Source organism: Streptomyces sp. UH6, from assembly GCF_013421635.1.
GTDB lineage: Bacteria > Actinomycetota > Actinomycetes > Streptomycetales > Streptomycetaceae > Streptomyces > Streptomyces abyssomicinicus.
In genome coordinates this window covers 1-12,787 of sequence record NZ_JACADT010000063.1, presented here as the reverse complement: position 1 = coordinate 12,787, position 12,787 = coordinate 1, and the positions used below count along the sequence as shown (strand labels likewise).

General features: G+C 73.3%; 13 protein-coding genes. 7 read left to right on the top strand and 6 right to left on the bottom strand.

The window, feature by feature from the left end:
* The first annotated feature begins 88 nt into the window (after nucleotides 1–88).
* From HW445_RS06710 to HW445_RS06700, 3 genes are all read left to right on the top strand, one after another.
* On the top strand, nucleotides 89–1,285 hold the full coding sequence (locus tag HW445_RS06710; protein WP_180220100.1) for an MFS transporter: 1,197 nt from the start codon (nucleotides 89–91) through the stop codon (nucleotides 1,283–1,285).
* Nucleotides 1,278–2,033, top strand: a complete 756-nt coding sequence (locus tag HW445_RS06705) for a methyltransferase domain-containing protein (RefSeq protein ID WP_180220099.1) — start codon at nucleotides 1,278–1,280, stop codon at nucleotides 2,031–2,033. The genes HW445_RS06710 and HW445_RS06705 overlap by 8 nt, the downstream gene beginning before the upstream one ends.
* 80 nt (nucleotides 2,034–2,113) lie before the next feature.
* Nucleotides 2,114–3,115, top strand: a complete 1,002-nt coding sequence (locus HW445_RS06700; protein WP_218956648.1) for a UDP-glucuronic acid decarboxylase family protein — start codon at nucleotides 2,114–2,116, stop codon at nucleotides 3,113–3,115.
* 188 nt (nucleotides 3,116–3,303) lie between these two features.
* Here the strand turns inward: HW445_RS06700 and HW445_RS06695 are convergent, their stop codons facing one another.
* Genes HW445_RS06695 through HW445_RS06685 form a run of 3 tightly spaced genes read right to left on the bottom strand, consistent with a single transcriptional unit; the run spans nucleotide 3,304 to nucleotide 5,637 of the window.
* Nucleotides 3,304–4,248, bottom strand: a complete 945-nt coding sequence (locus HW445_RS06695) for a sugar kinase (RefSeq protein WP_180220098.1) — start codon at nucleotides 4,246–4,248, stop codon at nucleotides 3,304–3,306.
* Nucleotides 4,241–4,894 carry a bifunctional 4-hydroxy-2-oxoglutarate aldolase/2-dehydro-3-deoxy-phosphogluconate aldolase gene (locus tag HW445_RS06690; RefSeq protein WP_218956647.1) on the bottom strand — a complete coding sequence of 218 codons (654 nt, stop codon included), beginning with the start codon at nucleotides 4,892–4,894 and terminating at the stop codon, nucleotides 4,241–4,243. Before HW445_RS06690 ends, HW445_RS06695 begins: the two co-directional genes overlap by 8 nt.
* Complete coding sequence (locus HW445_RS06685) at nucleotides 4,891–5,637, bottom strand: GntR family transcriptional regulator (RefSeq protein WP_180220097.1); 747 nt, start codon at nucleotides 5,635–5,637, stop codon at nucleotides 4,891–4,893. The genes HW445_RS06690 and HW445_RS06685 overlap by 4 nt, the downstream gene beginning before the upstream one ends.
* Before the next feature lie 142 nt (nucleotides 5,638–5,779).
* On the opposite strand from HW445_RS06685, the gene HW445_RS06680 reads away from it, so the two are divergent.
* The 3 genes from HW445_RS06680 to HW445_RS06670 are packed head-to-tail and all read left to right on the top strand — an operon-like array spanning nucleotide 5,780 to nucleotide 9,840.
* Nucleotides 5,780–7,183, top strand: coding sequence for an MFS transporter (locus tag HW445_RS06680; RefSeq protein WP_180220096.1), 1,404 nt, complete (start codon nucleotides 5,780–5,782; stop codon nucleotides 7,181–7,183).
* A 30-nt stretch (nucleotides 7,184–7,213) separates the two neighbouring features.
* On the top strand, nucleotides 7,214–8,422 hold the full coding sequence (gene manD / locus HW445_RS06675) for a D-mannonate dehydratase ManD (RefSeq protein ID WP_180220095.1): 1,209 nt from the start codon (nucleotides 7,214–7,216) through the stop codon (nucleotides 8,420–8,422).
* On the top strand, nucleotides 8,419–9,840 hold the full coding sequence (locus HW445_RS06670; protein ID WP_308798494.1) for a mannitol dehydrogenase family protein: 1,422 nt from the start codon (nucleotides 8,419–8,421) through the stop codon (nucleotides 9,838–9,840). Before manD ends, HW445_RS06670 begins: the two co-directional genes overlap by 4 nt.
* 64 nt (nucleotides 9,841–9,904) lie before the next feature.
* Here the strand turns inward: HW445_RS06670 and HW445_RS06665 are convergent, their stop codons facing one another.
* From HW445_RS06665 to HW445_RS06655, 3 genes are all read right to left on the bottom strand, one after another.
* Nucleotides 9,905–10,234: an AAA family ATPase gene (locus HW445_RS06665; RefSeq protein ID WP_180220094.1), complete on the bottom strand. Its 330-nt coding sequence runs from the start codon at nucleotides 10,232–10,234 to the stop codon at nucleotides 9,905–9,907.
* 166 nt (nucleotides 10,235–10,400) lie between these two features.
* Nucleotides 10,401–10,976 (bottom strand): snapalysin family zinc-dependent metalloprotease, encoded by a 576-nt coding sequence (locus HW445_RS06660; RefSeq protein ID WP_180220093.1) that lies wholly within the window; start codon nucleotides 10,974–10,976, stop codon nucleotides 10,401–10,403.
* Between the two features lie 242 nt (nucleotides 10,977–11,218).
* The gene (locus HW445_RS06655; protein WP_180220092.1) at nucleotides 11,219–11,995 is read right to left on the bottom strand and encodes an SDR family NAD(P)-dependent oxidoreductase; all 777 of its coding nucleotides are present in this window, start codon (nucleotides 11,993–11,995) and stop codon (nucleotides 11,219–11,221) included.
* A 205-nt stretch (nucleotides 11,996–12,200) separates the two neighbouring features.
* Here HW445_RS06655 and HW445_RS06650 point away from each other — a divergent pair.
* Nucleotides 12,201–12,787: DUF1349 domain-containing protein (locus HW445_RS06650; protein ID WP_257230897.1), on the top strand; the 587-nt coding region annotated here is incomplete at its 3' end.

Here is a 12,787-nt window from a genome sequence, read left to right as displayed (position 1 = left end):
GGCACGGCCGGCCGCCCCCGGACCCCCGCGCCCCCTGATGCCGCCGTCGAGGCGTCCGAGAAGGTCGCGGCAATCGAGGTGTGCTGACATGAAGGAACGGACGGACCTCGGCAAGCGGCCGGCGTCGGCGCTCGTGGCCCTCGCGGTCGCGGCGTTCTGCTTCGTCTCGGTCGAGACCATGCCGGTGGGCCTGCTGTCGGTGATGTCCTCCGACCTGGGCGTGCCGACCTCCCACATCGGCCTGCTGGTGACCGGGTACGGGGTCACGGTCGTGGTCGTCTCGCTGCCGCTGGCGCGGGTGGTGGCGCGGGCGCCCCGCAGACCACTGCTGCTCGGGCTCGTGGCACTGCTGACGGCGGCCACCGCCGTGTCCGGCCTCTCACCCGGATACGGCCTGCTGTTCGCCGCCCGCTTGCTGACCGCGCTCAGCCAAGCCGTCTTCTGGGCCGTCGTGGCTCCGGTCGCCGCCGGAATGTTTCCGGTGCACGTGCGGGGACGGGTGACCGCCGTCGTGTTCACCGGCGGCTCGCTCGGCCCGATGCTCGGCGTTCCCGCAGGGACCTGGCTGGGACAGCAGGCCGGCTGGCGGGTGACGTTCCTCGCCCTGGCGGGACTGGGTCTCCTCGCGTTCCTCGTCCTGGCCGTGGCCATGCCGACCACTCCGGCACATCACGAGCACGCCGGACGCGGCACGTCACCCGACGCCCGGCGGTACATGCTGGTGCTCGCCACCACGGCGCTCTCGGTGGCGGGATTCTTCGCCGTCTTCACGTACACCTCCACGTTCGTCACCGCGGTCGCCGGCATGCCGGCCGTGCTGCTGGGCCCGTTGCTCGTCGCCCGTGGGCTGGCCGACTTCGGCGGGATCACGGTCGGCGGCATCCTCTCCGACCGGAACCAGCGGCTCGCCGTGCTGCTGCCGGCCGCCCTCCTGGCAGCCACGCTGACCGGAATGTTCGCCCTCGGGACCAGCCCGGTGGCCGCCGGGACCGCCCTCGTGCTCACCGGGCTCGCCATGGGCGCCCTGACCCCGGCCCTGCAGAACCGTGTCATGGAGTTCGCGCCGGGCAGCACGGACACGGCCTCGGCCGGGAACTCGATCGCCTACAACATCGGTATCGCCCTGGGCTCGTTCCTCGGCAGCCTCGCCGTCGCCCACACCGGGCCCCGCAGCACCGCCCTCGCCGGTGCGGCGCTGGCCGCCGGTGCCGTGCTGATCGCCCTCCAGGTGCCCGAGCCCCACCGGACGCGCACCGGACTCACGAAGGAGAAGGACCGTGGATGAGACCGTGGCACCGTGGACATGGGACGACGACGGCTCCGACGAGGAGTTCCGGTGCGCCCGGTTGACCGACACCGGTGTGAGGGCCCCCTTCCGCGCCGACGACCTGGCGGCGCTGGACGTCTGCGGCGTCCAGTTCGGCAGCTGGGACGGGCGGGTGTCCGGCTGGCTCAACACCGATGCCGTCGGACTGCGCTGCGGTGAGGCCCGCACCGAGACCGGCCGCGTCTACCGGGTGGACGACACCGCGCACTTCGTGCAGGCCGACGCCCGGCACCGGCTGCCCTTCGCCGACGGCGCGACGCCGTGGGTCTACGCGGAGCACTTCATCGAGCACCTCACTCTCGACGAGGGCATTCGCTGGCTGCGCGAGGTCGGACGCATCCTCACCCCCGGGGGACTGCTGCGCCTCACCACCCCCGACCTCGCCCGGTACGTCGACGGCTACCGTCTCGACGACGGCTTCTACGCCACGCACCGCGAACGTCTGCTGCTCCTCGGAGCACCGCCGGACGAGGTCCCGGAGCGGCGGGCCTTCACGATCAACCAGATCTTCCACTTCCACGGCCATCGGTGGATCTACGACGAGGACGAACTGTCCTTCGCCCTGACGACCGCGGGCTTCCCGGCCGCCGGCATCGTGCGCCGGGCCTACCGCGAAGGCGCGGAGCCCGCGGTGGCGGCCCTGGACCGGCAGGTCCGCAACGACGAGACCCTCTACGTCGAAGCCCGCTCGCCGGACGGCCGGTGAGCCTCGTCCCCGACCCCACTCCACCTTCCGAGCACGCGGTGCCGACGAGCACCGCCCGAACCGACGGGAGACACCAGCAGATGGCCCCCACTCCGTCCGCGGCGGCGTCCGCGCGCACCCCACTGCGCGTACTGGTCAGCGGAGGCGCCGGCTTCATCGGTTCGCACCTCTGCGAGCGGCTGCTCGCGGAGGGCTGTTCGGTGGTGGCCGTGGACGACCTGTCCACGGGCCGCGTCAGCAACCTCGACGCGGTGCTGGACCACCCGCGCTTCACCCTGCTCCGACAGGACATCAGGTCGGACTCCCTGGCCCGGGAGCCGTGCCTGGACGGCGACCTGGCCGCGGTGGTCCATCTCGCCTGCCCGGCCAGTCCCCGGGAGTATCTCCGGCGCCCGATCGACACCCTCCGGACGGGATCGCACGGCACGCTGAACCTTTTGGACCTGGCGGTGCGCAGCAGCGCCCGCTTCCTGTACGCGTCCACGAGCGAGGTGTACGGGGACCCCGAGGTCCACCCGCAGCCGGAAAGCTACTGGGGGAACGTCAACCCCGGCGGCCCCCGGGCGGTCTACAACGAGGCCAAGCGCTTCGGTGAGGCCGCCGTCGCCGCGTACCGCGAGCACCGGGGGCTCCGCACCGGCATCGTGCGGATCTTCAACACGTACGGGCCCAGGATGCGGGCCGACGACGGACGGGTGATCCCCGCGCTCGTCGGTCAGGCGCTGGCGGACGCGCCGCTGACGATCCACGGGACGGGGCAGCAGACGCGGTCGTTCTGCTACGTCGACGACCTCGTGCGCGGACTGGTCGGCATGCTGTGGTCGGAACAGGCGGGCCCCATCAATCTGGGCAACCCGGAGGAGATGACCATCCTCGAACTCGCCACGGTCATCTCCCGGGTGACGGGCTCCGCGTCGCGGGTCGTTCCGACGCCCGCGCTCCAGGACGACCCGGCCCGACGTCAGCCCGACATCTCGGCCGCCGCCCGTCTGCTGGGCTGGGAACCGCGGGTCTCCCTGCGTGAGGGACTCCGGCACACCGTGGAGTGGTTCCGGAGCCAGTCGTCGCTGCCCACCGGCTGACCAGGGGCCCACCGGCTGACCATGGGCCCGCCGGCTGACCAAGGGCCGGTACCCAGGCCCCGAAGGCCGGGGTCCCGAGGTCCGGGGCCGTGCGGCGGCAGCCGCCCCGTCGGCGTGCCGGACCGGCCGGCCGACGGGGCGGGAGGCGCCGCGGGAACGGGACGCCTCAGCGCGAGACGTCCTCCGAGTCAGCGCGAGACGTTCTCCGAGGCCGTCAGCAGCCCCAGCTCGCGCCGGGACGGCAGTCCCTCCCAGTCGCCCGGGACGGTGCAGGCGAACGCCCCCGTCGCCGACGCCGTCCGGAGCCGCTCCACCAGCGGTTCGCCCGCGAGGAGTTCGGCGAGGTAACCGGCCACGAAGGCGTCGCCCGCGCCCACCGTGTCCACCGCGTCCACCCGCAGCGCGGGCATCCGCACGCGCTCGCCGTCGGCGACCGCCGCACACCCGTCCGCGCCCAGCTTCACGATCGCCTGCGACGGCCCCAGGGCGCACAGCGAGGCGGCGACCTCCAGCGGATCGTCGTCCGCGGCCACGAACAGCTCGGCCTCCTCCGGACCGGCGAACACCACGTCCGCCGCCCGGACCAGCCAGGCCAGACCCTCCGCCGCCTCGGCCGGACTCCACAGCTTGGTGCGGAGGTTGACGTCGAAGGAGACCGTCAGACCGTGCTCCCTGGCGACCGCCACAGCATGCCGCACCGACTCCGCGGCCGACGCCGACAGGGCCGGGGTGATGCCGGTGACGTGCAGCAGCCGCGCGTCCCGGAACACCTCGGCCGGCACGTCACCGGGGGACAGCCGGGACCCGGCGCTGCCCGCGCGGTAGTACCAGACACCGGCCGTCCGCGCCGTGCGCCGCTCCTTCACCATCAGCCCGGTCGGCGCGTCCGCGTCCACCACGGCCCGCACGTCCAGGTCCTCGCCGCGCAGCTCGCGCAGCACCCGCTGCCCGAACGGGTCGTCCCCGACCCGCCCGATCCAGGTCGCCGACACACCCAGCCGGCGCAGGCCGACCGCCACGTTGCTCTCCGCCCCGCCGACGCCCAGGCTCATCCCCGGCACGTGGGCGAGGGCGCCGACCCGCTCGGGCGCGAGCAGGGCCATGGTCTCCCCGAGGGTGACGACCTCAGCCACCGGACACCTCCGCGGCGGCCTCGGTCACGCTCTTCACGACCTCCCGGGCCCGCAGCCGCAGCTCACCGAGGTCACCGCCGGCCAGGGCGTCACCGAGCAGAGGACCGCCCATGCTCACGGCAGGGCACCCGACCCGGATCCACCCGCCGGCACCGGCCCGGTCCACGCCGCCGGACGGGATGACCGGCATCGCCGGGAACGGCCCGTGCAGGTCCTTCACGTACCGCGGCCCGACCGCGGAGGCCGGGAAGAGCTTCACCGCGCTCGCCCCGGCGGCCCAGCCGGTGCGCAGCTCGGTCGGCGTGAGCCCGCCCGGCACGATCGGCACACCCCGCCGCACCGCCGCGCGGATCAGCTCGGGATCGGTGTGCGGCGTGACCACGTACCGAGCCCCGGCCTCGAGCACCGCGTCCAGGTCCTCCACCGAGAGCACGGTGCCCGCGCCCACCTCGGCGTCCGGCCCGAGGGCACCGGCCAGGTCGGCGATCGCGGCCACGCCGCCGGCGGTGGTCAGCGTCACCTCGAAGCTGCGCACGCCCTCCTCGGCCAGCACTTCCGCCGCCGGCCGCAGGAACGACGCGTCCGCGGCGCGCAGCACCGCGATCACGCGGCTCTCCAGGAGGATCGGACTCAGGGGGATGCTCATCGGTGCTGCTCCTTCGTACGGGGCTGCCGGCGGGGCGGCGCGGTGTCGTCGCCGCCGAACAGTTCGGGGTGGCGGTCGCGGATGGTCTCGACGTCGGCGAAGACCTGCCGCAGGTGGCCGCGGAGCGCCGTCTCGGCGCCGCCCGCGTCCCCCCGCTCCAGGGCGTCGACCACGTCGGTGTGCTGCTGGACCAGCAAGGGGATCCGGTCCTCCAGGGGGAGCGACAGCCGCCGGGCCCGGTCCAGGTGGGCCTTGGCGTGCCCCACGACCGACCAGGCGTCACCGTGCCCGCCGACCGCCATCAGCCGGGCGTGGAACTCCTCGTCGAGGCGGAAGAACGTCTCCGGGTCGCCGCGCCGGTCGGCCTCCGCCTGCCCGGCGAGCAGCGCCCGAAGCTCCAGGACGTCGCGTTCACCGGCCTGCGCCACACCGTCGCGCAGGGCGGCCAGCTCCAGGGCCTCACGGACGAACTGGGCCGAGACCACGGCCTGCGGCCGGATCCGCGACACGAAGGTGCCCAGCTGCGGATACACGTCCACCAGGCCCTCCTCGCCGAGCAGTATCAGGCTTTCGCGGACCGGCGTGCGGCTCACGCCGAGCTCGGCCGCCAGGTCGTTCTCCGACAGCGCCGCACCCGGGCGCAGCTCCAGTCCGACGATCCGCGTACGCAGCAGTTCGTACACGAGCTGCCTCGTGTTGCGCCCTCGTGCTCGCGCCGCGTGCAACCCGTTGGCCGAGACCATCGCGTGCCCTCCCCCTCTTGACCTTGTCTGACGTACTTGTATGGTAGCCGACGAACCAGGGGCCGCGGGGACCCGGGTGGACCTCCCATCGATCCCCTCCATCCCCGTCCCAGCGGCCTTTCCCCTGCAAGGAGGCAGGCAGATGAGCAACACCCCCACCACGGCGTCCCCGGCGCCGCCGACGTCCAAGAACGTGCGCCGGACCGTCGGTGCCTCGGTGGTCGGCACGGTCGCCGAGTACTACGACTTCTTCATCTACGGCACCGCGTCGGCGCTCGCCTTCAACAAGGTGTTCTTCCCCGAGGTCGACCCCACCGTGGGCACCCTCGCCGCGTTCTCGACCTACGCCGTCGGCTTCTTCGCCCGTCCCCTGGGCGGCCTGGTGTGGGGACACATCGGTGACCGCGTGGGGCGGAAGAAGGCCCTGGTCTTCACCCTCCTGCTGACCGGGCTCGGCACCTTCGTGGTCGGCCTGCTGCCCACCTACGAGCAGATCGGCATGTGGGCCGCGGTCATCCTGGTCCTGGTCCGCCTGATCCAGGGCTTCGGCGTCGGAGGCGAGCAGGGCGGCGCCGTCCTCCTCACCGCCGAGGCGGCACCGCCCGGCAGGCGAGGCTTCCTCGCCAGCTTCGTCCAGCTCGGGTCGCCGGCCGCGTACCTCATCCCCACCGGCCTGTTCGCCCTGCTCACCACCCAGCTCTCCGAGGAGGCGTTCCTCTCCTGGGGCTGGCGGGTGCCGTTCCTGCTGAGCATCCTGGTCGTCGCCATCGGCGTCTTCATCCGGCTCAAGGTCAACGAGTCGGAGACCTTCCAGGAGGCCAAGAAGCAGCAGAGCACGCACCAGACCGCGCCGCTCAAGCTGCTCGCCCGCGACCACAAGCGGGAGCTGTTCGGCGGCCTGTTCACCAAGTTCGTCGAGGCCGCGGTCTTCCCCTTCTACACCGTCTTCCTGGTCACCTACGCCAAGGAACACGGCATCGACGACGGCCTCGTGCTCAACTCCGTGCTGATAGCCATCGCCTGCGAGCTGCTCGCAATCCCGCTGCTCGGCCGCCTCACCGACAAGGTGGGCCGCAAGCCGGTCTACTTCACCGCCGCGGTCCTCAACCTGGCGCTGGTCGTCCCGGCGTTCAAGGCGATCGAGACCGGGAACATGGCCGTGATCGTCGCCCTGCTGATCGCCGGCCTCGCGCTGGGCCACGCGGGCACCTACGCGCCGCAGGCCTCGTACTTCCCCGAGCTGTTCCCCGCCCGCGCCCGCTACAGCGGCGTCTCGGTCGTCTGGCAGTTCGGCTCGATGATCGCCAGCGGCCCGTTCACCGTCGTGGCGGCCGCGCTCCTGATCGCCGGCGACGGCTCCTACACCTGGGTCGCGGTGTACGTCGCGGCGCTGATCCTCGTCAGCATCGTCGCCCTGTTCTTCATGCCGGAGACCGCTCCGGGCCGGCGCGGCGGCGTGGAGTACGCCGACTGGGGCCGCGGCGACACCGGCGCCGGCACCACCGCTCCGCACGCCGCGCGCGTCACCGCGTCCGCCGGCAACTGATCCACCACGCTCCACGGGAAGGGCTGCTCCATGGCCACCATCACCGAGGCGAAGGTCATCGTCACCTCGCCCGGCCGCAACTTCGTCACCCTCAAGCTCACCACCTCCGACGGGGTGACGGGTCTGGGCGACGCCACCCTCAACGGCCGCGAACTCGCCGTCGCTTCCTACCTGAACGACCACCTCGTGCCCCTGCTGATCGGCCGTGACGCCGACCGCATCGAGGACATGTGGCAGTACCTCTACAAGGGCGCCTACTGGCGCCGCGGCCCCGTCACCATGACGGCCATCGCCGCGGTCGACACCGCCCTGTGGGACATCAAGGGCAAGGTCGCCGGCATGCCGGTCCACGACCTCCTCGGCGGCAAGGCCCGCGAGGGCGTCCTGGTCTACGGCCACGCGAGCGGCGCCACCGTCGGCGAACTGATCGACGACGTCGCCCGGTTCAAGGAGGCGGGTTACCGCGCGATCCGCGCCCAGGCGGCCGTGCCGGGTGTCGCGGGCACGTACGGCGTCCGCAAGGGCGCCGTCTACGAGCCGGCCGCCGGGGCCCTTCCCGAGGAGCAGCTCTGGGACACCGAGAAGTACCTGGACTTCGCGCCCCGCTACCTCGCCGAGATCCGCGAGCGCTTCGGCTTCGACTTCCACCTGCTCCACGACGTCCACCACCGCCTGACCCCGACCGAGGCGGGCCGCCTCGGCGCCCGGCTGGAGGAGCTGCGGCTGTTCTGGATGGAGGACCCGTCCCCGGCCGAACTGCAGGAGAACTTCCGGCAGATCCGGCAGGCGACCACCACGCCGATCGCGGTGGGCGAGGTCTTCAACTCGATCTGGGACTGCCAGCAGCTGATCACCGAGCGGCTGATCGACTACATCCGCTGCTCGGTCGCCCACGCCGGCGGCATCACCCACCTGCGGCGCATCTTCAACCTGGCCGAGCTGTACCAGGTCCGCACCGGCTCGCACGGCGCCACCGACCTCTCCCCGGTCAGCATGTCGGCCGCCGTCCACCTGGACGTCACCGTGCCCAACTTCGGCATCCAGGAGTACATGGAGCACGACCCGGTCACCCACGAGGTGTTCCGGCCCACCTACGAGCTGCGTGACGGCGCCCTGTACCCGTCCGACGCTCCCGGGCTCGGCGTGGAACTGGACGAGGACGCCGCGGCGCGCTTCCCCTACGACCCCAAGTACCTTCCCGTGGGCCGCCGTTCGGACGGGTCGGTGCACGACTGGTGACCAGACTCGATCTCGGCGCGCTGGCCGGGCTGCCCGAGGGGGCCGGCCCGCTCGTCGACCCGCGCTCCCTGCGCACCCGCATCGTCCACCTCGGCCCGGGCGCCTTCCACCGCGCCCACCAGGCCGTCCACACCGAACAGGCCGAGGCACTGCACGGCGGAGGCTGGGGCATCGCCGGCTTCTCCCAGCGGGGGCGGAGCGTGGTCGAACAGCTCGCCCCGCAGGACGGCCTGTACTCGCTGACCCTGCGCACCCCTCAGGGCCCGCGCACCCGTGTCGTCGGGCAGCTCCGCGAGGCCCTGCACGCCGCCGACGACGCCGACCGGCTGCGGGCGCTGCTGGCCTCCCCGGAGGTCACCGTGGTCACCCTCACGGTGACCGAGAAGGGCTACCGCCGCGCCCCGGGGGGCGGCCTGGACACCGCCGACCCGCTGGTCGCCGCCGACCTGGCCGGCGCGCACGTCCCGGGGAGCGTGCCCGGCCAGCTGGCCCACGGCCTGCGGGTCCGGCGGGTGGTCTGCGGGGCCCCGCTGTCCGTCGTGCCGTGCGACAACATGGCCGACAACGGCCAGGTGGTGGCCCGCCTCGTCCGTGAGTTCGTCGAGGCCTCCGGCTGGGACGACCGCGACACCCTGCTCGCCTGGATCGACGAGGCGGTCGCCTTCCCCTCCACGGTCGTCGACCGAATCGTCCCCGCCACCACCGACGCGGACCGGGACGCCGCGAGCGCCGCCCTCGGCGTCCGCGACGAGGCCGCCGTCACCGGTGAGCCGTTCACCCAGTGGGTCCTCCAGGACACCTTCGCGGCGGACCGCCCCCGTTGGGAGGACACCGGCGCGCTCTTCGTCCCGGACGTCGCCCCGTACCAGGTGATGAAGCTCCGTCTGCTCAACGGCAGCCACACGCTGCTGAGCTGCCTCGGCCTCGCCGACGGCCGGGAGACCGTCGCCGACGCCATGACCGCCCCGTGGGCCGAGCCGGTCCTGCGCGCGTACGCCGCCGAGGTCGCCGCGTCGCTCCCGCCCGGTCTGGACGCGGACGGCTACGTGGACGGCCTGGTGGACAGGTTCGCCAACCCGGCGATGCGCCACCGGCTGGGACAGATCGCCACCGACGGTTCCCTCAAGGTCCCCGAACGCTGGCTGGCCCCGCTGCGCGACCTGCGCGCCGCGGGCCGCGAGGTCCCGGTCCTGACCGGTGCCGTCGCGGCCTGGGCCCGTCACACGCGGGACCACCAGCTCGACGACCCGGCGGCCGGCCGCCTGGGTGCCGCCTGGGACGGACCCGCGGACCGGGCCGTCCCGTCCCTCCTCGCCGTCCTCGGCGCCGAGGACCTCGCGGCCGACCCGGTCTTCGTCGCCCAGGTCCGCGACCGGATCGCCGCCCTGGACGCCCACGGCCCCACCGTCCTGCTCTGACCCCGCTCCGACCTGCTCCGGCCGACGGGCCCCGGGCCCCGGAACCCCTTCGGATTCCGGGGCCTCACGCCGTCGGCAGGAGAGGTCGCTCCCGGTGCGGCCACCGCGGACAGCCCACGACGTCGGGGACACCGCGGTCGAAGAAGACCGGCCCCGCCTGCCCGGCGGCCGTGCGATGCGAGCGCAGTTCCCAGCAGGGCATCAGCTCGGCGAACAGAGCGGGATCGGCCCACGGCAGGGCGGATCCGCCGATCGCCACCTGGTCCTGAATGACGCCGCGCCCCGCCTCGACGGAGCGCGCGTGGCCCATTCCCCGGAGACGGTCCACCAGGGTGCTCCTCCCGGATCCGGGCCCTCCGGTGATGACGACGAACCGCTCCCGTTCCTGATCCATGCGGCGAGCCCTTCGCCGTCGACGACGAGAGCACGGCATCGCACCGGCCCGGCCGCCCTCCTCCCGGCAACTCCGAGCGGCACCTCCGGCCGCGGGTCCGACCCCGTCGGCGAACCCTTTCGCCGACGGGACGGAAGCCCGCGGACCGGGCTCGGGGCCGCTGGACCTACCGGGCGTCGACGACGGTGCGGCCGTCGGCGGGGAGGAGCGCGGTCAGGCGGTTGGCGTACAGGGACTCGACGCGGGCCTGCTCGGTCAGGTTGGGGACCGCGTTGGTGCAACCGGTGCCGGCGCTCGATCCGGACATCAGCTGGGAGCACGGGCCGGGCTTGGTGTCGGGCAGGCCGAGGCTGTGCCCGAGCTCGTGGGCGGCGATGCGGGTCTTGTTGTACCCCTGCGACACGGCCTGGCTGCCGAGTTCGACGCGTACCTGACCGCCCGGACGGACCGGTCCCAGAATCGCCTGCGGCCAGCCGGTGGTGGCCACGATCACGATCTCGGCCCGGGTGCCGGGCGCGGCCTCGACCAGTTCGACGTTGTCGATGTTCGCGTTCCAGGAGGCCACTCCGGCGGCGATCGCCGACTCCCAGCCGGCGGCACGGCTGTCGTCGTAGCGGAGTGTCACCACGGCCGCGGCGCTCACGGATTCGGCCGGGGCCGGGGCGGCCTGTGCCGCCGTGGCCGCGGCCAGGGTGATCGCCGCGGCGGTGCCGGCCGTCTTCAGCCACAAGGACTTCTGCATCGCTGTCCCTTCACTCGTGGGGGTCGGCCCCGAGGAGCCGGGTGGGGGAGGAGATTCACGGCGACGGGGTATGCGCTCGTGAGGGCTCCCAGCACTTCGGAACTGCAGAACCTCTGCCCAGCACGGCCGCCTGGTCATGCGCATGTCATGGGAGTTCGGCCGGAAACGGCCCATGCCGCCCTCGGCCGTCGTCCGGTCCCTTCGGCGGCCCCGGTGTGCACAGCGGTCCGGTGGCCGCCCGTTCAGGAAGTGGTGACGACCTCGCCGGTGACCTCGGCGAGGACGGCCAGCAGACGCTCCTGCACGCCGCGGTCGTAGGCGGCGGGGTGGGCCTTCAGGGGCACCCGGTGCTTGAGGTAGCGGCCGGTGGCCAGCGCCTCCGGCTCGTCCGAGGAGGCCAGCCACACCTGGGTCGCGGCCCCGTCCGGCAGTTCGTCCGTCGCGTTCGGGCCGCCGAGCCTGGTGCGGACCCAGCCGGGGTCCACCGCGCTGACCACGGTGTCGGGCCACATCCGCGCCACGGCGAACGCCAGCACCACGTCCATGAGCTTGCTGTCGGAGTAGGCCTGCATGCCGTCCCACGCACGCTCCGCGAACGTCAGGTCGTCGAAGTCCAGGCGGCCCTGCGACTCCAGCCCGGAGGTGAGGTACACCAGCCGCGCCGGGCGGGGGAGCAGTGCGGTCAGCAGGTAGGGCGCCACCACGTTGACCTGGAAGATCTGGGACAGGCCGTCGGCGGTCACCACCCGCCGGGAGGCGCCGCCGCCCACGCCGGCGTTGTGGATCACGGTGTCGAAGGGGCCGGCCCCGACGGCGGCCACGGCCAGGGCCCGGGTGCCCTCCAGCGAGGCCAGGTCGCCGACCAGCACCGCGGCGGCGCCGGGCAGTGAGGCGCGCAGTGCGGTGGCACGTCCTTCGTCGCGGGCATGGGTCACGACACGGTGTCCGGCCTCGATCAGTACCCGCGCGGTCTCGTGACCGATGCCCTGTGCGGAACCGGTGATGAAGATGCTGCTCAAGGTGCGTTTTCTCCCATGACGAAACGGTGAGAGCGCCGGTGGCCCCCGGTCCGGTCCCGTCCGGTCCTGGCCCGGGACGATGGCGCGGCGGCGGCCCTCGGCCGGAGCCGGTCGACCCCGCGAACCGGGCGACAGCATAGGGGAGCGCTCCCAACGGGCGTTGACACCTCGTCACCCGCGCGACGAGACTGCGGCGGTGACTTCGCTGAACGTGCCCGGCGTGCCCTTCCCGCTCCACGCGCAGGGTGAGCCGCCCTGTGTGTACGAGATCGCCGACGGCGCCCTGCGCCTGACCGGGCAGGCGGGGACCGACCTGTTCCTCGACCCGGCGGGCACCGGTACGCCGCCGGACGGAGGACGGCTGACGGGCGTGCCGCCCGAGGGGGACTTCCGTCTCACGGCGCGGGTGCGGGTGGAGTTCGCCTCGGCGTTCGACGCCGGCGTTCTGCTGGTGCACGCTGCCGACGACCGCTGGGCCAAGCTCTGCTTCGAGTACTCGCCGCAGAAGGTCCCGACCGCCGTCACCGTGGTCACCCGCGGTACCTCCGACGACGCCAACGCCTTCGAGGTGGACGGCGACACGCTGTGGCTGCGCGTCACCCGGTCGGGCCGGGCCTGGGCGTTCCACGCCTCCACCGACGGGGAGTGGTGGCGACTGCTGCGCTACTTCACCCTGGACGAGCGTGAGCCCGGACGTACCACGGTCGGCTTCCTCACCCAGTCGCCGACGGGCCAGGGCTGCACCGCCGTGTTCGACCGCACGGCCTTCACCCCGGCCGCCCCGGCCGACCT